Raw genomic sequence first — 20,349 nt, forward strand, 5'->3', positions numbered from 1 at the left:
GTGAATTTGTTATGCTCATTCTTTGCCCCGGCACCGCTTTTCATACTCTGTCCCAGACGTTTCACAGCGCTGGCATCAAGTCGCGCAGCTGCCGGTTTACAGAATTGTGGAATGCAATTCCTGCTCAAGCATTTGAACTGGCTTGTTCCCTGCATCCAGGATGACAACCTTTGGCTTGTACGTCCGGGCTTCTTCCTCGGTCATCATGCCGTAACCAATAATAATGACATTGTCTCCGGGTTGCACGAGGCGTGCCGCTGCGCCGTTCAAACAGATCACGCCGGAACCGCGCGGCCCTGTAATGACGTAGGTTTCCAGACGAGCACCGTTGTTATTATTGACGATTTGCACTTTCTCATTAGCCCAAAGATCGGCAAGCTCCATCAAGTCCTCATCAATGGTGATGCTGCCCACATAATTGAGGTTCGCTTCCGTGACGGTCGCCCGGTGAAGTTTGGATTTCATCATCGTTCTGAACATTTGTGTCACCTCCGCCGAGTTGAAATAAACGATTGTCAATCAAGCGCGTACTGCCGAATTTGACCGCAAGCGCAATAATAATGGTTTCAGATAAAGCCGATAATTCGGTATTGTCAGCCAAAGGCGATAAATTGGGGTAAGTAAGAAGTTCAGCATAATCAATCTCTGCTAGCGGAACGGATCGAATCGAAGCCGCAATCAACTCAGACAGCTTCAGACGCGTCATTCCAGACTGCTTGAGCCAGCTCTCAGCCGCTCTAAGCGTCTCTGACAGGATTACGGCCTGCTTGCGCTGGTCGGCGCTTAGATACACGTTACGCGAGCTCATAGCGAGGCCATCAGCTTCCCGTACGGTTTCGCAGCGCACAATCTGAACCGGCATATTGAGATCATGTACCATTTGCTCAATGACTGCAACTTGCTGGGCGTCTTTCATGCCGAAGTAGGCAAGATTCGGTTGAATCAGATTAAACAACTTACTGACGACAATACCGACGCCATCGAAATGGCCCGGCCGCGAAGCACCGCACAATCGTTCCGTAACCTCGGTAATCAGTACTTTGGTTAACGGTTTGGACGGATACATCTCCTGGACGGATGGTGCAAACAGCAAGTCAATTCCGTTCGCCTGAGCTAGGGCGGAGTCCCTCTCCAAGTCCCTAGGGTAGCGGTCGAAATCTTCATTCGGTCCAAATTGAAGCGGGTTTACGAATATAGTTAACACCGTATAATTGCATTCTTCACGTGCCTGCTTCATTAGGCTTGCATGACCTTCGTGCAGGAATCCCATTGTAGGAACGACCCCGATAAGCCCATCCGGTTTATTCTTACGCTGCTGTGCCAGCTGAGCTTTAAGTTCTTGAATCGTGGTACAAGTGATCATACCGGTCCGCCTCCTTTAACGGCATCTACCTTAGGCTTCTCCGCCTGTTGGGATGACGTTGATGCCGACGATTCTCCTTTGTCGGAGTTGGAAGTCGCACTTGCGCTTGCGCTTGCGCTTGCGCTTGCGCTCGAACCCGAGCCGTAGAGCTGTCTAAGCATCTCCTGCTCCATGGGGAACGCATGCGCTTCTTGCGGGAACTCGCGGGACTTCACTTCGGAGACGTATGCGCCGATGGCGTTTCGGATCGTTGTTCCGAGATCCGCATAAGTCTTGACGAACCGTTTCTCCCGGTATGGCGACGCATATTGCAAAATATCATGATAGACGAGCACCTGACCGTCACAACCGCGTCCTGCGCCGATCCCGATCGTCGGAATCGAAAGTGCCGACGAGATGGCTTCAGCCAGCGGTTCCGTCACAAGCTCCAGTACGATACAGAATGCCCCGGCGGCTTCAAGCGCCTTGGCATCTTCGATCAGCTGCTGCGCTTCGCGTTCAAGCTTGCCTTGCACGCGATAACCGCCGAGCTGATGAACGGACTGTGGCGTAAGCCCGATATGCCCCATAACCGGAATGCCTGCTCTGACACAAGCGGCGACCTCATCTGCAATATCGGCGCCGCCTTCTAGTTTAACGGCATGCGCATAACCCTCTTGCAGCAATCGGCCCGCATTGCGGAGCGTTGTCTCTTTGCCAAGCCGGTACGTCATGAATGGTAAATCCGCGACGATAAATGTATTTGTTGCACCACGAGCTACTGCTCTGGAATGATAAACCATATCATCTAAGGTTACAGGAATTGTCGTATCATAGCCGAGCACTACGTTACCGAGTGAATCACCGACAAGAATAACATCAATTCCCGCTTCTTCGGCAAGCTTAGCCGAAGGATAATCGTAGGCGGTCAGCATGGAAATTGGCTCGCCGCTTTGCTTCATTTTTTTGAGCTTCGTAATAGTCAACGGTTGTTTCATGGCTCCGTCCTCCTTCAGGGATTGGTCCGACTCCCTCTCGTGGATCTGTAAAGCTTAGTTTAAGCTTTCACGATCGCGGGTCGTCCTATGTGATCAACACAAAAAAACCTTCTAGCACCCGCTACAAAGGTCCAATCCAAAAAGGAACGTCCTGTTTCAAGGTGAAACGACTGTCACCGGCCTATTGGCGGAGAAGCACGTTTCAAGAAGAGCTTCCTTCTGTCTCGGTCCCTAACGGCTCAGAGCAGAATGCGCACTGCCTAACGATACATCCAATTCTATCCGCAAACTGAAAACTGAAGCTCCACTTTCCGGTGCAGTTCGCGCGTGACGATACCACCCATTAATGGAGCATGCTAGTAAGGCGAGTATATCAAAAAAACGATGCCGCGTCTATGAACCCTTCGCCTATCCTTGGGGCACTTGTTCGCTCGAAAATATCGGTACGATCGTCCCATCGCTCTTGCGTACAAGCAGAGCACCTTGCTCATTTAGTCCGATCGGCGTTGCAATCGTTTCCCCGCTCGAGAGAATCAGTCTTGTCGGCTTATTCAGCGTAACAGACAGCGCCTCCCATAACATTCGAATCGGACCGAAGCTGTCCTTCTGATAAATCGTATAAAGCTGCTCGAACTGTTCGAAGAAACCTGCGATAATTTCAGCCCGATCAAGCGGTCGACCAAGCTCGATTTGGAGCGAAGTTGCAATATCCAGCAGCTCCTGAGGGAAGTCCTCGGCTGTTAGGTTGACGCTAATCCCAATGCCGGCAATGACGTAACGCAGCCGTTCTTCCTCAGCGGTGGATTCGAGCAGAATTCCGCTAATCTTCTTGCCGCCGATCAGCAGGTCATTGGGCCATTTAATCCCGATATCGAGCGGGGACGCAATAGCTCTAAGCGCGCGGCACAATGCCACTGCTGTCAGAAGCGTCAGCTGCGGGGCGAAGTGCAAGGGCATTCCGGGTCTCAGGATAAAGCTCATATAAATGCCTTTACCGGTTGGCGACACCCATTTGCGCCCTAACCGTCCTCTTCCGCTTGTTTGCTGCTCCGCGATCACCAGCGTGCCTTCTGCAGCACCTTCTTCTGCTAATCGCTGCGCAATATTTTGCGTGGAATCCACGGAGTCGAACAACCGGATCTTCTGTATAATGGAAGATCCCTTGCTCTGCAGCTTCATCGTCAATTCCTGCGGTGTCAGCTTATCGGGACGACCGATTAATCGATAGCCCAAACGCCTTGATGCCTCAATCTGGTACCCTGCTGCTTCCAGCTTCTTAATATGCTTCCAAACCGCCGTTCGGCTGATTTGGAGCTCTTGACTTAGCAGTTCGCCTGAAAGGTAACCAGTCGATTGCTGCTCTAACAGCTCTAGTATCCGATTCATGTTAACTCCTCTTGGACTCCCGATCTATGGTTATGGAGCAATGCGTCAGACGATGCCTTCAGCAAAGCTTGTTTGTCATTTGGAATATCTCCTAATGCCACAGCATTCAACAATTCACTTAACAGATTGCCAAGCCAAGGCCCGGAAGATTGTTTCGAGATGGTTAGAATATCCGTTCCTTTGACAGCAAGCTGCCGAACAGTAGCAGCCGGAACAGCATCCAACCATGTGTGCAGCTGATCTAATCTATTATTGGCCATTCCTGCCTCTGCCGAAACAAGCTCAGGAATTACCTTCCCTATACGCAGCCACTGCTGTGCCGCTTGTTTCCCATATTGCAACATATAACGGATCCACTCGCGACGTCCGGTCTCATCCAATTGAAGATCAACCTGCAGCGCGGCATGAATGCCGATTACAGCCTTCAACTGTGTACTGCGAGCTGTAGCATAACGGAGCCTAGCAAACAATTCGTCGGCTTGTCCTTGATCAAGCCGAAGCGCCATGCATAGAGCAGCCCAGCGATCCTCATCGGACTCCAGCCGAACTATGGTTTGTATAACGGCGGTTCTGCTAGAGTCGGCAGATTGCATTGAAGCCTTATACTGTTCCGCAGCTTCAATCATGAGCTGCGGCAGTTGTTCTTTCGTATGCAGGAGCAGACCGCTGACCGCAAGATAGGCGGCTGCACGTGCAGGATCTCTGCCGCTGATCATTTTGTCGAACTCCAGGCCGATTCGTTCCATCGCAATGTGTGCCAGCAGATGCTTATGGCGCAGTATCGCGCGCCAGGTCTGAGTCGCGATCCGCAGATGAAATGAGGCCGCAAATCGCACCGCGCGCACGATGCGAAGCGCATCCTCTTGCAGCCTTGCATCCGGATCGCCGACGCACCGCAGAATGCCATCTCGTAAATCCCGCAGCCCCCCGAATGGATCATAGATTGAACCGTCACTTCGCATCGCCATGCTGTTTATGGTGAAATCGCGCCGCAGCAGATCCTCGTCCAAGCTCTTTACGAATTGCACCTGCGCAGGCCGCCTGAATTTCTCGTAGACCGATTCCGTGCGAAACGTGGTTACCTCGTAGGTTATTCGTTCATGCACGACCGTTACTGTTCCATGCTGCAGGCCGGTAGGAATCGTATGCGGAAATGCAGCAATTACTTGCTCGGGGGATGCTGCGGTTGCAATGTCAACATCCTTGAGCGTCCGACCCATGATGGTATCGCGTACACATCCGCCAACAAACACCGTTTCATGTCCTAAGCTTTCAAGAGTATGAAGCAAAGGGAGCGCCCTTGTCAGCGCATCACTCCACGACATCGGCACTCCCTCCTCTGTTTTGTTTATCGTTTATCCTGTTTCATTAATCGCAGACCGGTACCGGAATCTCAGCTTCAATGCCGAGCACCTTGTAATAAATACGCTCGTATTCAGCCGTAATCAAATCGTTGCAGAACTGACTGCGTGCCCGGTGAAGACAAGCTTCACGGACTTTGCGATACAGCTCTGGATTACGAAGCAATTGAATCGCGTTGGCAGCCATGCTGTCCGTATCGCCAATCGGCGATAAGTAGCCGGTTTCGCCATGCGTGACAAGCTCGGGAATGCCGCCGGCAATCGATCCGATCGTCGGAACGCCGCAAGCCATGGCTTCGAGTGCAACAAGTCCGAAGCTCTCTTTCTCCGAAGGCAGCAGCATGACATCCGCAATGGAGATTACCTGCGCCACATCATCCTGTTTGCCGAGGAAATGAACCCGATCCTGCAAGCCAAGCTGACGAATGCGCTGCTGAACCTTCGGCAGATCCGGTCCTTCGCCGACAAGCAGCAATCGGCTTGGTACTTCCTTGGCTACCTTCGCGAAGATATCTACGACATCACTAAGCCGTTTTACAGGTCTGAAGTTGGAAATATGCATAAGTATCTTCTCGTCTTTACTCGCAAAGTCGCTTCGCAGCGAGCTGCATTCCCGCGGGTAATAGACGCGTTTATCGACAAAGTTATAGGTGAGCTCAATTGGTTTCGTAATATCGAGCAGATCGCGCGTTTCGCAAATCAGATCTTTCGAGACTGCAGTCACCGCATCACTCATGTTAATCCCCATCCGAATCAAATCCTTGAGCGACTCATCCTGCGCAAGAACCGTGATATCCGTTCCATGCAGTGTCGTGACGGTCTTTAGATGATCGCCGACCATTTGCTTCGCCAAGAATGCACAGACGGCATGCGGTACCGCATAATGAACATGAAGGACATCCAGCTGCTGATTTTTGACGACCTGCGCCATTTTGCTGGCCAATGATAAATCATAAGGCGGATAACGGAACACGTAATAATCGTTTACTTCCACTTCATGATAAAAGATGTTTTTCTGGAATTGCCCAAGACGGAACGGAACGCTATGCGTAATAAAATGAATTTCATGCCCCTTCTCTGCAAGAAGCTTTCCAAGCTCCGTTGCAACAACGCCGGAGCCGCCAAGTGTCGGATAACAAGTAATCCCGATTTTCAAGCGTTTGGCCATGTCTTCCACCTCCTGTTGTACCACGCTATGGCTTTAAGATTAACGGATTCGCCATCCTTCGAGCGAATGAACTCGTTTTATCAATTATATGCCCTTAATTAGGCGAATTTCGCTACCCCAAACCATTCTTTAAAATAAAGTTACCGCAAACGGGCGTTTGATTGCAAATCCTTCCGCATAAGCCCAGCCCCTCGTCTGCCCGAGTAACATGTCCCGCGCTTCGACACGCTGAATATAGCGATCGGTTAACGGCGTCTGTACGCGGTCTTCCCCTTGCTGGGGCGGCGCAAACTGAGAGCGATAGGCTTGAAGCGATTGAATCTTCGTCTCCATATGCTCGCTAATATCGGTAATGAGACTTACCTCATTGCTGTCGTTTATGTAGTAGAAATATAACTGCTCCACTTGTACAGGCGGCAGTTCAGGCAAGTAATTCCGAAGCTTGGCATTGAACACGGCCTCTTCGATCAGTCTGCTGCAGCTGACATGATCCGGGTGCCTGTCCGACCAATAAGGTGCGAAGACGAGACGCGGCCGCAATCGGCGAATTTCAGTTACGATAGCTGCGATCTGTTCCGCTGATCCCGTTAAGCCCCTGTCCGGCAGTTTAAGCGTCGAACGATGTGATAATCCAAGCACCGAAGAAGCTTCGGCAGCTTCCTGCCGCCTCGTTTCCACGGTGCCATTAGAGGACATTTCTGCTTCAGTCAAATCGCAAATGGCCACCTTGAAGCCCTCTGAAGTATGTTTGGCAATTGTACCGCCCATGCCGATTTCTACATCATCGGGATGCGCGCCGAAAGCGAGAATATCAACGGCTTCGATCATTCCGCTTCACCCGGCTTATATTTGTGTACAAGCTCGCGCCATGCGAAGTCGCCGCGTTGCAAGGCTCTGACCAGCAGCTCGCCTGTCGCCACATTCGTTGCTACCGGTATACCCTGTACATCACAAAGCCTGAGTAGTGCGATGATGTCCGGCTCGTGCGGCTGCGCCATCAAGGGATCGCGCAAGAATATGATGAGATCCATTTCATTTTGTGCCACAAGAGCACCGATTTGTTGATCGCCGCCAAGCGGTCCTGACATGAAGCGATGAATCGACAGCTTCGTTTGCTCCATAATCCGCGTGCCCGTCGTACCTGTGGAATAGAGATTATGGCCTTGAAAAACATGCTCGTAGGCGATGACAAAGTTAACCATTTCATCTTTCTTTCGATCGTGCGCAATAAACGCGATGTTCATTACCAGCCGCACTCCTCTCCTGAATATCCGCATGTCATATGATGTTATTTGTGCGGTTTAATAGGTTATATTAGTCCATCAAATGCTCGAAGCCATAAATAAGTCCCGTATACGTCATTACTTTCTTGCACGCTACGCTGACGCCTGGCATATAACCGGCACGTTCGTAAGAATCATGGCGAATTTTGAGCGTTTGCCCATGACCGCCGAAGACAACCTCTTGTTGTGCAAACACACCCGGTAAACGAACACTATGTATACGGAATCCATTATAATAACCGCCGCGTGCTCCTTCGATAATTTCTTCTTCCTTGGGGTTCCCTTGGCGCAGCTCCTGACGCGCAGCAGAGATCAGCTCTGCCGTCTTGATGGAAGTCCCTGAAGGTGCATCGAGCTTCTGATCTCCGTGGTACTCAATGATTTCAACGTGAGGCATATACTTGGCTGCCTGAGCGGCGAAACGCATCATAAGGATTGCACCAATAGAGAAGTTTGGAGCGATCAGAGCGCCGATGCCTTTCTCCTTGCACAGCTCGTCCAATTCAGTCATTTGCTCAGGCGATAAACCCGTCGTTCCGATAACCGGACGGACACCGTGAGCAATCGCTGTTGTCGTATTGCCATATGCGGCACTCGGCACTGTGAAATCAACAAGCACGTCTGCATTTGCAGCGGCAAGCGCTTCGTTTAAATCTGCGCTGACTGTAACGCCGCAAGGCTGAAGTCCGACCAATGTACCGGCATCGATCGGACCTGCTGATGGAGATACCGCAGCCGCCAGTGTAAGCATTTCATCCTGTAGTACCATCTTGACGACCTCACGACCCATGCGGCCGCTTGCTCCCATTACTGCTACTCGAATCAATTCCGTTGACATCCTGCTTTCACCTGTTCCTTTTCCGTTTAGTACGTTGACTGTTCGCTCTCAGCATCCGCCGCTTGCGATTCATATCGGCGAATAACCGGCGTGCAGCCGCATGTTCAGGCTCAAGCCTAACCGCCTCGCGAGCGTAGAGGGAAGCCTCTTCAAACCGGCTGACCGTCGCATAGGCTGCGCTTAGCATTAGCAGCGCCTCGATATTGAGAGGATCCAGCCTTGTTGCTTCATGAAGCAAGGCAAGCGCATCCTCGGTATGCGTTGGTGAACGAGACAACAATCCTTCAGCTTGCAGGACAAGCGCTTTAGCCTTTACGGTTTCCAGATGAAACTGATAAATCACTTGCAAAGGTTCCAGTTGTACCGCCTGTTCTGCATAGTGGAGCGCCTTCTGCCATTTTCCGCTGCGGGCACAAGTGATCGAGCATTTATAGTAAGCTGCTCCATTACTCGGTTCCAGCGCAATCGCTTCTTCAAAAAACAGGATTGCCTGTTCGAAATCGCCGCTTAGGATGGCTTCGTAAGCTTTCTTAATCCTGCTCTCTCCGTCCATCCGCCCATCCTCCTTGTACACAGGTGATGGTACAGCATATGTAAGGACACGACTTACGGTTCGACGTTTTTTCGTGTCCAGCGATCGGCATCTCTTGTATTAAACTTGTGCATGATACGGTCATGTGCTTCGGTAAGGTCAATCCCTAAAGAATTTGCAAAGCAAATGACGATAAATAAGATGTCACCCAGCTCATTCTCGATGGAGTTGTCTGCTTCATCACTTTTCTTAGGTTTCTCGCCGAATTGATGATTCACCTCACGCGCAAGCTCGCCTACTTCTTCCGACATTCTGGCCAGCATGGACAGCGGACTGAAGTAACCTTCCTTGAACTGCGAGATATAAGCGTCGACTTCCCGCTGCAGCTCGGCCATAGATTTCTCTGACACATGAAACATCCTCTCTAGTCATGAGGTTCTTTTCATATGTTATATCAAAGCGCTTTTGAAAACAATGCTTTTGACAATCCCTGCAAAGAGACATACTATGTTAAAGCCTTCATAATTTTACGACCTTACGGAAAGGAGAGAATAACGCTTGAAAACCAATTATGCACAGCTGCTGCGCACGCTTCCGATGGTCATGCTGGGCACGGCCATCTATGCATTCGGGCTCCATTACTTTCTGATTCCGAATCAGCTCATGGAAGGCGGCGTCACCGGTATTGCGATCCTGCTTAATTACTCGCTCGACTGGCCGCTTTCGATCTCGACCCTCGTGCTCAACATTCCGCTTTATTTCTTAGGATGGAAGGTGCTTGGGCGCTCGCATACCGGCTATACCATATTCGGCAGTGTGTCCTTGTCGTTCTTTCTCTATTTAATGGAGAAAATGATCGAGGCAGGCTGGATTGTACCGTTTCAAACCTCTAATGACTACATACTGGCTGCACTATACGCAGGTGTAACGCTCGGGGCAGGACTTGGCATCGTCTTCCGCTTCGGAGGTACCACCGGCGGTGTTGATATCATTGCGCGCATCGCCTCTAAGCTGAAAGGCTGGAGCATGGGACAAGTCATTCTGACACTCGATATTATCATCATCGGCGTCTCACTGCTCTACATCTCGAAGGAGAAAGTGCTGTACACGCTCGTGGCCGTATTCATTGCATCGAAGATGATCGATTTTATCCAAGAAGGTGCTTATGCGGCGAAAGCATTCTCCATCATTACGGAATCCGGCGATGAGATCGGCCTGCAAATCACGAAAGAAATGGAGCGCGGCGTGACTGTATTCCCGGCGAAAGGCGCTTACTCGGGCAAAGAAAAACAGGTCCTCTACTGCGTCGTCGCCCGTCATGAAATCCGACAGTTGAAATCGATCGTTCGCAGTATAGACCCGCTTGCGTTTATCGTCATATCCGAAGTACATGATGTGCTCGGTGAAGGGTTTAAAGAAGAGTAAATGGATTATTTGAAACGTTCGCGTGGAAACGGAATCCTGTTCGGCTGCTGCCTGTACTTGCGCCAGCCGGCCAGGGCCAGAATGGCCATGACGAATGCGGCAATAAACATTTCCGCGATTTGGGCGCGGCCATTGCGAAGACTGCCAACGGTCGTTCCCGGCGGAATCACTTCCGCGATTGCGGCTTCCCCGTCCGCGCGCTTAAATACCTGATTTGCAGCATGCTCCAGCCCACTCAGCGCAATTAGCACCGCTTCCGGACTCGCCGTTCCACCATCGACCCCTACTAGCACCTGCTCCGCATACATCATCTGTTCCTTCAATTGCCGCAAGCTCTCTTCATCGCGCTGCATCAAGGCAGCAACCTCGAAGCGTTCCACATGCTCCTTGTAAATGCCGAGCGTCACTGAAGCTGCTTCCGCACGTCCCTCTGACTGCATTTGCCAAGCCGTTCGAATCCGTTGTTCATCTTCTCGCAATACACCTTCATATTGAAGCCACAGCGGCACCTTCGGCCTGTTTAACGCATCTCCGGCCAGCTTAAGTCTTGCCGCTTGCGTATACCATAACCTGCTTGCTTGCTTCTGTAAGAGCGCATCCTTGGCTAGAGCCATACTTTCGTCAAAAGCAGCCCAGCCTGCAGCCGTACCGCTTTCCCGTACGGCCTTGGCCGCCGAAATCGTTTCAAGCCGCTGCAGCAGCGTATACACCAGCTGGCGGTTCGACCCATATGCAGCCGTATAAATTTGGTCAGACAATGCGCTTAACTGCGCAATCGCATTAGGCTTTTGGTCGGAATCAGGCTCCAATGTCGATGCAGGCTTGGCCAAATTTCCGGCAGCATAAGTGGACAGATTACAGCCGGAAAGCAGAACGATAATCACTACACTGCATAACAGCGCGAAAAACGTTGATGAACGCATGCTCTCATCCCCCCCACTATCAACGTATGGGGGGATGTCCCAACTTAGACCTTACGAAATGAGATAAAAAGCCAAGTCGCCAGCACGCTTACGACGGATAGTCCCATGGTAAAGGACTGTATCGCCGGCAAATCATTCTCCAGCACATCCGGCAGCCACGGATAGATGAAGCAGGTGTAATCCATCGTATCATTCAGGAGCAGCCACAATAGCGCCAGAAAAGCAGCAAATCGGCCAAACACCATAAACCGAATATAGATCAGCGCTTCGACAGCCATCGCCAAATGGGATACGATCAGCATGTAATGCTGCCATTCCAGCGGATCGCCTTGGGCCGCACCTGCAGCAATCATCGTGACAGCCCATATGCCATACTTAATGGAAGTGACGATACCGAGTGCTTCAATTATCGAGCGTAGTCCTATGTAGAAGGGATTCGGCTTTGCCAGCACAGGAAGCAGGAGAAACAGCAAGGATAACGTAAAAAACAAGCTGGCCGTAGGACTGTCCGGTACGAAAACAACCCGCCACGCCGGATGAAATTGCAGCGTATATTCCATCTGCTTCCCGTACCAGATGTAACCGTATACAGTTCCTGCAGCATTCGTTAACACCATCAGCCACAGAAACAGCCGATTCGTCCACAAACCGCGACTCCACAAGAATCCCGCAGTTTTCAACACCAGAACACTCTCCTCTACCAGGGCAAGGTTACAAACACCGCATTTAGTTGATAAAAAAACCTGATCGCAGCGTACGATCAGGTTTAGTTTGTGCTATGTTTATTCAGCTTTTGCTTTTTGCTTCGCCAGCCAAGTTGTCAGTTGATCGATTTCTTCAGCTGTCAGCTTGTCTTTGAATGAAGGCATGTTGTTTTTACCGTTCGTTACGATATCAACAAGCTCTTCCTTGCTGAATTCATCACCGATACCATGGAAAGATGGAATTCCTGCGCTTTCGTTACCTTTCAGGTCCGCACCATGACAAGCTACGCATTGTGCTTTCTTAGTCAGTTCGACAGCTGGGTCGTCTTTATCCACGATCGGAACTTCAACAGCCGCTGCTTCTCCGCCGCCGCCGCCGGATTCTGCGGCTTTCTCTGCGGCTTCACGCGCTTTCTCTTCACGTACGATATGCTCAGGAATCGTGTTCGTCAGCTTCAGCTCGTGCTGGTAGTGATCCCACGATTGCTTCGTAAGGTAGAAGACGGAGATAAGCGACATGAACATCAGGATCGAAGTAATCGGACGTCTGTAGAAACGACGCTCTTTCCCTGTATCCAAGAATGGAGCAAGCATCAGCGCACCGAATGCGATACCCGGAACGCCTACTGTACCTAGGACGACATAGTCCTTCGATACGTATTGCAATTTAAGGAATTGATACAGGAACAGGAAGTACCAGTCCGGCATCGGAATAAAAGCTGCATTCGTAGGATCCGCCGGATAACCGAGCGGAGCTGCCTCTGAAATCGTCAGAACAAGGAATCCAACGAGTACGACAACACCAACCATCCACTCCTTAAGCAGGAAGTTCGGAATAAATGCTTCCGATTTGCCTGGATAAGCGGAATAGTCAGGTGGTGTAATCGGTCCAGTTACCGCTTTTTTACGAACCCGCGAGTCACCAACGAAGACAACTTTTTCGTTTGATTTGTGGCCGTGTGCCATTCGCAAAATGCCTCCTTTCGGCTTATAGTGGTCCCGAAATACCTTGCTTCCGGATCATAAAGAAGTGTGCCGCAAGAAGCGCAAGCAATGCGCCTGGCAAGAAGAAGACGTGGATAGCGAAGAAGCGCGTCAGCGTTTCAGCGCCTACGATCTCGCCGCCTTGCATCAGTTCTTTGATATATGTACCGATATACGGTACGGATTCTGCGATTTGAATACCAACCTTCGTCGCGAAGTAGGCTTTGTTATCCCAAGGAAGCAGGTAGCCTGTGAATCCAAGGCCCAGCATGATGAAGAAAATCAACATCCCGACAACCCAGTTCATTTCGCGAGGCGCCTTGTATGAACCTGTGAAGAATACGCGAAGCGTATGTAGGAACATCATGACGATAACGAGGGATGCACCCCAGTGATGCATACCGCGGACGATACCGCCGAATGCAACCTTGTGCTGGAGATAGTCAACGCTCTTATAAGCATTGATAATATCCGGTACGAAGTACATCGTCAGGAACATACCCGACAAAATTTGAATGACTGTGATGAAAAACGTCAATCCGCCAAAGCAGTACACGAATGCGGAGAAATGATGAGCAGGGTTAACGTGCTCCGGAACTTCATGGTCCGCAACGTCCCTCCACATCGGCGTAATATCAAGACGTTCGTCAATCCAGTTGTATACACCTTTTAACATCTGAGCTTACGCCTCCTTATACCCGTGTATTTGCTTTAATTGGTCCAAGATATACCCAGTCATTCTCGATCTTGAGGTCATACTCATCGAGAGGCTTAGGTGCTACAATCAAGTTCTTACCGTCCTTGGTGTAGTGGGCGTTATGACACGGACAAACATACTCGTTGTTTTTCTCCGTGTTCCACGCGATTGTGCATCCCAAATGCTTACACACTGGGGAAAGCGCGAATGCTTTACCTTGATCGTCATTCGAAATCCAAGCCGTTAATTCCGGATCGCTGACGTACCAGCCGTCAACCTGATGAATTTTAAATTTAAATTCCTGAGGTTCGTTCGTAAGCTTGTTCGCTTCGACAACTTTAATCCAGGTACCGCCGGATTTTTTCTTCAAAATCGGGTCAACCGCAAAACGTATCATCGGAAGTGACATGCCTGCAGCCATGAATGCGCCTGCGCCTCCAAGCGTATACGACAAAAATTGACGTCGTGACATTCCGCTCCGTTTCAACGGGCGATGCGAGTTTTCGTGTTGTTCATGGTTACTCATCTTCTGTTCTACCCCCTTTGCTGAGCCATATCTTGTGTTCTGCCGGAGAAGGCAAAACATATGATGAACTAGGACATTACCTATAATAGCCTAGGTGATTTGGAGCGTCAAGAATATGGCGGGCAATTTGCTGTTCGGATCAAAAACGCTTCTAAGATTTGTTATCATTTTGTCACAATTGACCTTGTCTGGGATTTGTTTTTCCCCAAGAGCTGTCACCTTATGCAATCGGATACCCTAGCAGCATAAGATTACTACGCTCTTCCCAGCCAAAGCTTCCGAACAGCGTCACTAACCTCGGCTGCGCTTGGTAAATGCCCGCTTTCGACAGGCTGTACGATCAGGTCCGCACCGCTTTCGACACCTTCGGTTGCGACATAAAACGCAGTGACAACGATGACATGCTTAAAGCCGATTCCACGTAAATGGTCACAAATTCCTTTAAGCTGAGCTATGAATGCCGGTTCCCATTCGCCATACTGACAAGCTGGGTATGTAACAATCCTTCCTTTGAACGGATTCTCGATCAAATCTAGCACATCCCGAAGCCGTTCCAGTGCAGCGGTTGCTTCATGAGGCATTTCGCCTCCCGTTAGTCCGGTAACCGGCAGCACTGCCGTGTCCAGATAAGGCTGCAGTTCCGCCCATTGCTCAGCGCTTAGTTCGCTGAATTTCATCCCTCTCACCATTCCTTCTTCATATAAGCATGCGTCAAACGTACTTAGGGTATTCTAGCATCTCAGCTAGCATAGTTCCACAAAAAAAAGCCCGCAAGCCGCTTGTCGGATGACTCCGAAGCGGAATGCAGACTTGGCTGTAGGCAGCATGAACACTGCTGGCTTATGCGTATAAAGATTTCAGCTCGTCAGTCAGGCGACGGAATTTATCCTTGTCGCCGGAGGCAAGCGCCTGATCAATAGCTTGATAAAGCTTATCCCTACGGAATTTGAGTACAGCTTCATCAAGTAACATTTCTGCAGCAAGCCCGAGCATCACTTCGTACGATACTTTCATTTTGTCCATAGGATACACCTCCAACACCACGTTTAAGAGATCCTATATTCCTTTCCTTAAATAAGCCGCTCTCCATCGTCTTTTGTTGATCAAGGCCGATCGTCTTTCTTGTCTGAAGTTGTGACGATTCCCGCAGGCGAATAAGTGAAAGCGTATAGGTGGGTTCCATCTGTGTAAACCCCATCATTGAGCGAACCGGCTCTACTAAATCATATTCATCACAATGAACTCCGCTAAGGACGATGGCCCTCTTAGGGCTACGAATGTGCTCTTGCCTACCGTTTTACCGGACATTTGCCTGATTAACGGTTCAGAACAATCGCTTCATCGTCGATACTTTGACCCGCTACGATTGTCCTGCCTAGCGGAGTCATCCGGATCACTTGTCCAAACTCAGCATGCTCCCCGATTCTCAGCAAGCCCAGATGCATCATCATGCTGATTAGCCGTTGTTCGATAATCGTTTCGGGCTGATCATAATAGAAAGGTTTGATATAGGGGGTCAGCGTACTCATGATGGTCTGGGCTTTGACCCACCGGCTCCCGAGCTTATCGATCCAGTGTACAATTGCCCGTATATTAGGAATTGGACCTTTGTACAGTCTGAGCCAGAATTGATAGAGCTTGTCCGCCGGCTCCGGCGTTTTCAACACTTGTCTGTCTCTGCCTGCCGGGGTTAGCACAAGCATCGATTCGGTTTCAATAATCCAGCCTTTATAGTAGCAATAGTCGTACAGGAGAGACAGTCGACTCGGATATTCCTTGATTCTTCTCCCGTAGCCAAAGCGCCATTCCCCTTTACCAGGAAGCTGCTCCTTCACGCCAAAGAGCTCAAGAAGCTGCAGAATATTCCGCTTATACATGTTTCCTTCAGAAGTCAGGGAGATTTCATTCAAGTGTATATAGGTCAGAAGCTGTGAAACATCGTCCCCCATTAACATTTGCTCATCCCGGTATGCGTGAGGCTCTTCGTCTGTATAAGTAACTTGAGAGACGAGCCTGCGTTCCATCGTTTCTTTAAACCGTTCCTTCAAATCACTCGGAACCTGGAATAAATAACGGTCCGCTCCGGCGTATCCGTTGAACAACCATCCGTATTGCTTAAATCTCGAAATCGTATCTCTTGGCCCGGCTTCAGGCTGTTGTTTCTCTTTGGCTGCTTTGGTCTTACTGGTTGGCTTCGGCTTTGCATTTGCATTGGTATTAGCTTTGGCTTTGGTAGTACGGCTTCTCTTAGACTCGACCACCGTTTCTGGTGTGGTAGCCACCTGGCCAACTCCGGTTTCTATCTGCGTATCCGCTTCCGGACTGCTGAATTTGCTTTGCTGCACACGTGCAATTAGCTCCTCCAGACTGAAAGCATCTCTAGCATCAAACAAGAGAGAATTGATAAATCGGAGATCCTCTAGCTTCATAGCTCCAATTTGTGCTTCAAATACATCCCTGCGATTCACCGTGGACAAAATAGACTGAATCAAATCATTCTTCGAGTTTCCATTGCACTCACATTGATAGGTTGTCGCAATCCGGCTCAGCTGACCAATATCCGCGTAGCTAAGCATGTCCGCTAAATTCATCTACCAAACCTCCGTTCCCGGCCCCGCTTGCAGGTTTACTACCATTATGGGAACATTGGCGAAATTTATAACCTCCGGACATAAAAAAAGCCACCGACCTCGTCATTCGTGGTCGGTGGCTGTCTTTTCATTATATGTCGTTGTCGTCAGCTTTGTTGAAGCTGCTCGAGGTGAAGCGTGCAATTATGAAGCAGCGGTGTCCATGCTGCTCCTTCCCGCTCCATGATCGAGAACGATAAATTGTGGATCGGTTTGTCCGTCAGATCGGTGCACATCGCTTGCAGTAGCTGAGCAAGCAAGCTGCCATGCGTCACGACCAGCAAGTTTCTGGCAGGTACTGCGGCTGCAGCTTCCTCCACGAAAGCAAGAGATCGTTCTCGAACGGATGCATCGTTCTCTTGTCCGCAGTCGCATCGTTTCCAGTTCGGTCCCCATTTAGCAAGGCGTTCGGATTCTGTCGTGCCTTCGATCTCTCCGTAGAACCGTTCGCGAAGTCTCGCATCGCCCGCCAACAACGGAATGCCTAAGGTGTCGGCAATGATTCGTGCCGTTTCGATGGCACGGGACAGGTCGCTGGACACGACAGCATCCCATTTCATCGGCTCATGCAGCAGCCGGTAAGCCAGCGCTTGTGCTTGCCTGATTCCTTCACTGTTTAGCGGAATGTCGGTTTGTCCTTGGATTTTGCCAAGTCCATTCCAGTCTGTCTTACCATGGCGTATGAGTCCGATCCGCAACATTCATCCCTCTTTCAATTAAGAAGTCTTCATCTATGTAGACGTATTCGTTAATTCCGCGTACGAGAGAACCAATTGAGGATAAGTAAGGTAATGATAATGCCGAGTAACGATAACGCCACATAGTATTGCGGTACAGTCGGCACTATATTCAGCACGATTGGATCGCTGATGCTGGCAACAGGAACATCTGCGTAGAAGTCTGCACTGATGACGGAACTATCGCTCGCAACGTTAGCTGTTTCAAGCAATCCTGTCAGTTTGGCTACCTCGACCGAAGAGGAATTTCCGATTCCCTTCAACAAATAGAAAAGTCCGGAAACGAACATCGCCATACAGCAGGCAATAATAGCCGTCACATTCCTGCGGAATGACTTGGAGAATTGGTAGCTGCGATTAGAAACAGGCATATACCAGGACTGTTCCGTATAAATACGGTCCATGACCCCGGTATTCAGATGATCGATCGGGCCGATTTCTTCGGAATGATCAGAGAAGAACTTGATTAGTTGCTCGCTTTCTTCCCATATACGAAATTCCTCCCTGCAAGTCTCGCAGGTCAGAAGATGTTCGTTGACTGACTTTCGTTCGCTATCATCTTCGGATAAATCCCAATAGACGCCAAACGATTGTTGTACTTCGAGGCACTTCATCGCATTTTCATCCCCTCGTATTCCTCCAGCATTGGCGATTCGCCGAAATACGGTTCAAGCTGTACTTTAACACTGCTGCGTGCACGAAACAGGAGCGACTTTACTGAGCTTACCGTTTGACCGAGGATATTGGCAATTTCCTGATAATCCAGTTGGTCATACTCTCGTAAAATAAGGGCTGATCGCTGTTTCTCCGGCAGGCTGTTGATCGCATCCCGAACCATCGACATCCGCTCGCTCTGCAGCAAACGCTGCTCCGGAACGGCTTCCGGCGGCGCGATAGGGATGTATCCTACTTCGTCAAAGGATACGCTGCCTGCTTTCTGCTTGCGCAATTCGCTAAGTACCGTATTTCGTGCAATGGTGTATAACCATGTAGAGAAGGAAGCATCAACTTCCCGGAATGAATGCAGACTACGATACGCCTTGTAGAACGTTTCCGAGCATAAATCCTCAGCCAGCAGTTCGAGCTTGGCGCTCTTTAACATGTGGTAGATAAAGGCAAGGATTTTACGTTGGTAGCGCCGCATTAATTCGGAGTATAGCTGTATGTTACCATCTTTGATTTCGCGTATAAGCTGGGAATCCGTCATCGCGGGCGACCCTCCTTGGCCTTAGGAGTGCTCCCGGTTCGGTACTATATTGTACCGGCACGAGAGTGAAAAGTTGCGCGATCATCAAAAAAATGTTTCCTCGCATTATTCATCTAAATTAATTTCGTTATATAAACCGAAAATCCTGCTTATTTCGACATAATGCCTTGACCCACTTTTTTACATAATCTACACCGATTGTAACATGGCTTGCTCCATGGTGGGGTAAATTTTTCACAAAGAAACCATTCTCTATAGCTAATTTAATGGGAGTGTCTATGATAAGGAACTGTAGAACTTCCGTTAGCCCTCTCTTGTAAGTGACGAACCAGCCGCGTTTAATGTTTCATCGAAAATGGGTTTTAGACAAAAAAAAAGACCGCCTAAAAGGCGGCCCCGCAAAATTATGCGATGGATTTGGATAGGAGTGGAGAGAAACCATACTGTACCTTTATTATATGTATACGTTTTCATTCTGTCAATAAGCGTTTTCATTTTGTATGCCAACTCATTTAAAAATGAACAGAGTACCCAATATTATCCAATTTCTGGACAGCGAGATCCAAATCCTCTTGCTTGCGGAAGCTGAGTCTGAGTATACCCGGCACATCTTCCCTGCTCTCGATAATTTGGATATTGCTCAAGTTGATGTTGCTATTGCCGAGCTCTGTTGCCACATGGCCGATTATGCCGGGATGGTCAGGTACGTCAATGTAGCATTCATATACCGAATGAATCATGCCTTTGCGACGCTCCGGCAGCTTGCTGCGGAATTGCCCGGATTGTTGAAAAGCTTGCTCAATGCCCGCTCCATCTTCCTGTTGCAGCATCTCAATAAAGCCGCTTGTCCCCTCCTGCCATTCACGCAGAAGCTTTAACAGCACTTCACGATTATTCACCAGTATATCTCGCCAAACCCCCGGTTCACTTGAGGCGATGCGAGTAAGATCGCGGAAGCCACCGGCTGCCAGAACGCTGTATAATGCATTGGTGTCATTATAACCGCGAACCAGATTCACAAGTGCAACCGCAATAATATGAGGAAGATGACTAATGGCGCCAACAATCTCGTCATGCTCTTCAGGAGCCACATGTACGATATTAGCTCTTGTATAGGCGAGTAATTCAGTCAACTTATCGATATCACGCTGCGCTGTTGAGGCATCCGGCGTCAATACATAGAAAGCATTCTCGAATAAATAATAGGAGGCTGCTTCTACACCGGAGCGCTCTGAGCCTGCCATCGGATGACCTCCGATAAACACGGCATTGCCTAATTGAGCATTGCGTGCCGTTGCGGCAACGGATGCTTTGGTACTGCCTACATCCGTAATGATGCAGCCCGGCTTTAAGTCGAGGCCGCTTAAATCATGTACATATTGCTCCAGCGAGCCTACAGGCACGCACAGAAAAATAAAATCCGCGCCTTCTGCCGCCTCGCGCAGAGACGTCGTCGCGTAATCGACAACGCCTCTCTCGAGGTACTTGGCTGCGGATGATTCACGAACGGAATGACCGACGACCGTTAAACCCGGTTTGCCTTTAAAACAAAGCGCGAGCGAGCCGCCGATTAGTCCGACGCCGAATATCGCAATTTTAGTCATGATG

At 49.8% G+C, this 20,349-nt stretch carries 24 protein-coding genes; 1 reads left to right on the top strand and 23 read right to left on the bottom strand.

Annotation, left to right across the window (positions count from 1 at the left end; translation table 11 throughout):
* Window positions 1–96: 96 nt before the first annotated feature.
* The 11 genes from panD to BLW29_RS04835 form a co-directional block, all read right to left on the bottom strand.
* Entirely contained in the window at window positions 97–480 is a 384-nt protein-coding gene (gene panD / locus BLW29_RS04785; RefSeq protein ID WP_090976662.1) for an aspartate 1-decarboxylase, read from the bottom strand.
* Entirely contained in the window at window positions 395–1,363 is a 969-nt protein-coding gene (gene panC, locus BLW29_RS04790; RefSeq protein WP_090976664.1) for a pantoate--beta-alanine ligase, read from the bottom strand. The genes panD and panC overlap by 86 nt, the downstream gene beginning before the upstream one ends.
* Window positions 1,360–2,340, bottom strand: coding sequence for a 3-methyl-2-oxobutanoate hydroxymethyltransferase (panB, locus tag BLW29_RS04795; protein WP_090976666.1), 981 nt, complete (start codon window positions 2,338–2,340; stop codon window positions 1,360–1,362). The genes panC and panB overlap by 4 nt, the downstream gene beginning before the upstream one ends.
* 408 nt (window positions 2,341–2,748) lie before the next feature.
* Entirely contained in the window at window positions 2,749–3,726 is a 978-nt protein-coding gene (locus BLW29_RS04800; RefSeq protein WP_090976668.1) for a biotin--[acetyl-CoA-carboxylase] ligase, read from the bottom strand.
* Window positions 3,723–5,051 carry a CCA tRNA nucleotidyltransferase gene (locus BLW29_RS04805; protein ID WP_090976670.1) on the bottom strand — a complete coding sequence of 443 codons (1,329 nt, stop codon included), beginning with the start codon at window positions 5,049–5,051 and terminating at the stop codon, window positions 3,723–3,725. The genes BLW29_RS04800 and BLW29_RS04805 overlap by 4 nt, the downstream gene beginning before the upstream one ends.
* A gap of 43 nt (window positions 5,052–5,094) precedes the next feature.
* The gene (bshA, locus tag BLW29_RS04810; protein ID WP_090976672.1) at window positions 5,095–6,255 is read right to left on the bottom strand and encodes an N-acetyl-alpha-D-glucosaminyl L-malate synthase BshA; all 1,161 of its coding nucleotides are present in this window, start codon (window positions 6,253–6,255) and stop codon (window positions 5,095–5,097) included.
* Window positions 6,256–6,384: 129 nt separating this feature from the next.
* Window positions 6,385–7,083, bottom strand: a complete 699-nt coding sequence (gene bshB1, locus BLW29_RS04815) for a bacillithiol biosynthesis deacetylase BshB1 (RefSeq protein WP_090976673.1) — start codon at window positions 7,081–7,083, stop codon at window positions 6,385–6,387.
* Window positions 7,080–7,499 (bottom strand): methylglyoxal synthase, encoded by a 420-nt coding sequence (locus tag BLW29_RS04820; RefSeq protein WP_090976676.1) that lies wholly within the window; start codon window positions 7,497–7,499, stop codon window positions 7,080–7,082. The genes bshB1 and BLW29_RS04820 overlap by 4 nt, the downstream gene beginning before the upstream one ends.
* 70 nt (window positions 7,500–7,569) lie before the next feature.
* Window positions 7,570–8,376: a 4-hydroxy-tetrahydrodipicolinate reductase gene (gene dapB, locus BLW29_RS04825; protein WP_090976678.1), complete on the bottom strand. Its 807-nt coding sequence runs from the start codon at window positions 8,374–8,376 to the stop codon at window positions 7,570–7,572.
* A 7-nt stretch (window positions 8,377–8,383) separates the two neighbouring features.
* On the bottom strand, window positions 8,384–8,929 hold the full coding sequence (locus BLW29_RS04830; protein WP_090976680.1) for a tetratricopeptide repeat protein: 546 nt from the start codon (window positions 8,927–8,929) through the stop codon (window positions 8,384–8,386).
* Between the two features lie 53 nt (window positions 8,930–8,982).
* On the bottom strand, window positions 8,983–9,303 hold the full coding sequence (locus tag BLW29_RS04835; protein ID WP_371264682.1) for a nucleotide pyrophosphohydrolase: 321 nt from the start codon (window positions 9,301–9,303) through the stop codon (window positions 8,983–8,985).
* Window positions 9,304–9,505: 202 nt separating this feature from the next.
* On the opposite strand from BLW29_RS04835, the gene BLW29_RS04840 reads away from it, so the two are divergent.
* The gene (locus tag BLW29_RS04840) at window positions 9,506–10,333 is read left to right on the top strand and encodes a YitT family protein (protein WP_090977146.1); all 828 of its coding nucleotides are present in this window, start codon (window positions 9,506–9,508) and stop codon (window positions 10,331–10,333) included.
* 5 nt (window positions 10,334–10,338) lie between these two features.
* Here the strand turns inward: BLW29_RS04840 and BLW29_RS04845 are convergent, their stop codons facing one another.
* From BLW29_RS04845 to BLW29_RS04900, 12 genes are all read right to left on the bottom strand, one after another.
* Entirely contained in the window at window positions 10,339–11,256 is a 918-nt protein-coding gene (locus BLW29_RS04845; RefSeq protein ID WP_090976684.1) for a sporulation protein YpjB, read from the bottom strand.
* Between the two features lie 44 nt (window positions 11,257–11,300).
* On the bottom strand, window positions 11,301–11,873 hold the full coding sequence (locus BLW29_RS04850) for a DUF1405 domain-containing protein (RefSeq protein WP_090977148.1): 573 nt from the start codon (window positions 11,871–11,873) through the stop codon (window positions 11,301–11,303).
* Window positions 11,874–12,038: 165 nt separating this feature from the next.
* Window positions 12,039–12,926, bottom strand: a complete 888-nt coding sequence (locus tag BLW29_RS04855) for a menaquinol-cytochrome c reductase cytochrome b/c subunit (RefSeq protein WP_090976687.1) — start codon at window positions 12,924–12,926, stop codon at window positions 12,039–12,041.
* Window positions 12,927–12,948: 22 nt separating this feature from the next.
* Window positions 12,949–13,620 carry a menaquinol-cytochrome c reductase cytochrome b subunit gene (qcrB, locus tag BLW29_RS04860; RefSeq protein ID WP_090976689.1) on the bottom strand — a complete coding sequence of 224 codons (672 nt, stop codon included), beginning with the start codon at window positions 13,618–13,620 and terminating at the stop codon, window positions 12,949–12,951.
* A gap of 16 nt (window positions 13,621–13,636) precedes the next feature.
* A complete protein-coding gene (locus BLW29_RS04865; protein ID WP_090976691.1) occupies window positions 13,637–14,167 on the bottom strand; it encodes a Rieske (2Fe-2S) protein in 531 nt (176 codons plus the stop codon).
* 254 nt (window positions 14,168–14,421) lie between these two features.
* Complete coding sequence (locus BLW29_RS04870) at window positions 14,422–14,844, bottom strand: DUF2487 family protein (RefSeq protein WP_090976693.1); 423 nt, start codon at window positions 14,842–14,844, stop codon at window positions 14,422–14,424.
* A gap of 163 nt (window positions 14,845–15,007) precedes the next feature.
* Window positions 15,008–15,190, bottom strand: a complete 183-nt coding sequence (locus BLW29_RS04875) for an IDEAL domain-containing protein (protein ID WP_090976696.1) — start codon at window positions 15,188–15,190, stop codon at window positions 15,008–15,010.
* Between the two features lie 293 nt (window positions 15,191–15,483).
* The gene (locus BLW29_RS04880; RefSeq protein ID WP_090976699.1) at window positions 15,484–16,758 is read right to left on the bottom strand and encodes a hypothetical protein; all 1,275 of its coding nucleotides are present in this window, start codon (window positions 16,756–16,758) and stop codon (window positions 15,484–15,486) included.
* A gap of 146 nt (window positions 16,759–16,904) precedes the next feature.
* Complete coding sequence (locus BLW29_RS04885; RefSeq protein ID WP_090977150.1) at window positions 16,905–17,495, bottom strand: histidine phosphatase family protein; 591 nt, start codon at window positions 17,493–17,495, stop codon at window positions 16,905–16,907.
* A gap of 50 nt (window positions 17,496–17,545) precedes the next feature.
* Entirely contained in the window at window positions 17,546–18,148 is a 603-nt protein-coding gene (locus tag BLW29_RS04890; protein WP_090976701.1) for an anti-sigma factor family protein, read from the bottom strand.
* Entirely contained in the window at window positions 18,145–18,741 is a 597-nt protein-coding gene (locus BLW29_RS04895; protein WP_090976703.1) for an RNA polymerase sigma factor, read from the bottom strand. The genes BLW29_RS04890 and BLW29_RS04895 overlap by 4 nt, the downstream gene beginning before the upstream one ends.
* 512 nt (window positions 18,742–19,253) lie before the next feature.
* Entirely contained in the window at window positions 19,254–20,345 is a 1,092-nt protein-coding gene (locus BLW29_RS04900; RefSeq protein WP_090976705.1) for a prephenate dehydrogenase, read from the bottom strand.
* Window positions 20,346–20,349 lie beyond the last annotated feature (4 nt).

Source organism: Paenibacillus sp. CF384, assembly GCF_900106745.1.
GTDB lineage: Bacteria > Bacillota > Bacilli > Paenibacillales > Paenibacillaceae > Paenibacillus_Z.

What these genes read in the sequence shown, in the direction of transcription:
- bshB1 (WP_090976673.1), bottom strand. Translation starts at nt 7,083, where the DNA reads ATGATCGAAGCCGTTGATATTCTCGCTTTCGGCGCGCATCCCGATGAT.
- BLW29_RS04820 (WP_090976676.1), bottom strand. Translation starts at nt 7,499, where the DNA reads ATGAACATCGCGTTTATTGCGCACGATCGAAAGAAAGATGAAATGGTT.
- BLW29_RS04890 (WP_090976701.1), bottom strand. Translation starts at nt 18,148, where the DNA reads ATGAAGTGCCTCGAAGTACAACAATCGTTTGGCGTCTATTGGGATTTA.
- qcrB (WP_090976689.1), bottom strand. Translation starts at nt 13,620, where the DNA reads ATGTTAAAAGGTGTATACAACTGGATTGACGAACGTCTTGATATTACG.
- panC (WP_090976664.1), bottom strand. Translation starts at nt 1,363, where the DNA reads ATGATCACTTGTACCACGATTCAAGAACTTAAAGCTCAGCTGGCACAG.
- panD (WP_090976662.1), bottom strand. Translation starts at nt 480, where the DNA reads ATGTTCAGAACGATGATGAAATCCAAACTTCACCGGGCGACCGTCACG.
- BLW29_RS04835 (WP_371264682.1), bottom strand. Translation starts at nt 9,303, where the DNA reads ATGGCCGAGCTGCAGCGGGAAGTCGACGCTTATATCTCGCAGTTCAAG.
- BLW29_RS04900 (WP_090976705.1), bottom strand. Translation starts at nt 20,345, where the DNA reads ATGACTAAAATTGCGATATTCGGCGTCGGACTAATCGGCGGCTCGCTC.
- bshA (WP_090976672.1), bottom strand. Translation starts at nt 6,255, where the DNA reads ATGGCCAAACGCTTGAAAATCGGGATTACTTGTTATCCGACACTTGGC.
- BLW29_RS04865 (WP_090976691.1), bottom strand. Translation starts at nt 14,167, where the DNA reads ATGAGTAACCATGAACAACACGAAAACTCGCATCGCCCGTTGAAACGG.
- BLW29_RS04855 (WP_090976687.1), bottom strand. Translation starts at nt 12,926, where the DNA reads ATGGCACACGGCCACAAATCAAACGAAAAAGTTGTCTTCGTTGGTGAC.
- panB (WP_090976666.1), bottom strand. Translation starts at nt 2,340, where the DNA reads ATGAAACAACCGTTGACTATTACGAAGCTCAAAAAAATGAAGCAAAGC.
- BLW29_RS04880 (WP_090976699.1), bottom strand. Translation starts at nt 16,758, where the DNA reads ATGAATTTAGCGGACATGCTTAGCTACGCGGATATTGGTCAGCTGAGC.
- BLW29_RS04800 (WP_090976668.1), bottom strand. Translation starts at nt 3,726, where the DNA reads ATGAATCGGATACTAGAGCTGTTAGAGCAGCAATCGACTGGTTACCTT.
- BLW29_RS04895 (WP_090976703.1), bottom strand. Translation starts at nt 18,741, where the DNA reads ATGACGGATTCCCAGCTTATACGCGAAATCAAAGATGGTAACATACAG.
- dapB (WP_090976678.1), bottom strand. Translation starts at nt 8,376, where the DNA reads ATGTCAACGGAATTGATTCGAGTAGCAGTAATGGGAGCAAGCGGCCGC.
- BLW29_RS04805 (WP_090976670.1), bottom strand. Translation starts at nt 5,051, where the DNA reads ATGTCGTGGAGTGATGCGCTGACAAGGGCGCTCCCTTTGCTTCATACT.
- BLW29_RS04870 (WP_090976693.1), bottom strand. Translation starts at nt 14,844, where the DNA reads ATGAAATTCAGCGAACTAAGCGCTGAGCAATGGGCGGAACTGCAGCCT.
- BLW29_RS04830 (WP_090976680.1), bottom strand. Translation starts at nt 8,929, where the DNA reads ATGGACGGAGAGAGCAGGATTAAGAAAGCTTACGAAGCCATCCTAAGC.
- BLW29_RS04845 (WP_090976684.1), bottom strand. Translation starts at nt 11,256, where the DNA reads ATGCGTTCATCAACGTTTTTCGCGCTGTTATGCAGTGTAGTGATTATC.
- BLW29_RS04850 (WP_090977148.1), bottom strand. Translation starts at nt 11,873, where the DNA reads ATGGTGTTAACGAATGCTGCAGGAACTGTATACGGTTACATCTGGTAC.
- BLW29_RS04840 (WP_090977146.1), top strand. Translation starts at nt 9,506, where the DNA reads ATGGTCATGCTGGGCACGGCCATCTATGCATTCGGGCTCCATTACTTT.
- BLW29_RS04875 (WP_090976696.1), bottom strand. Translation starts at nt 15,190, where the DNA reads ATGGACAAAATGAAAGTATCGTACGAAGTGATGCTCGGGCTTGCTGCA.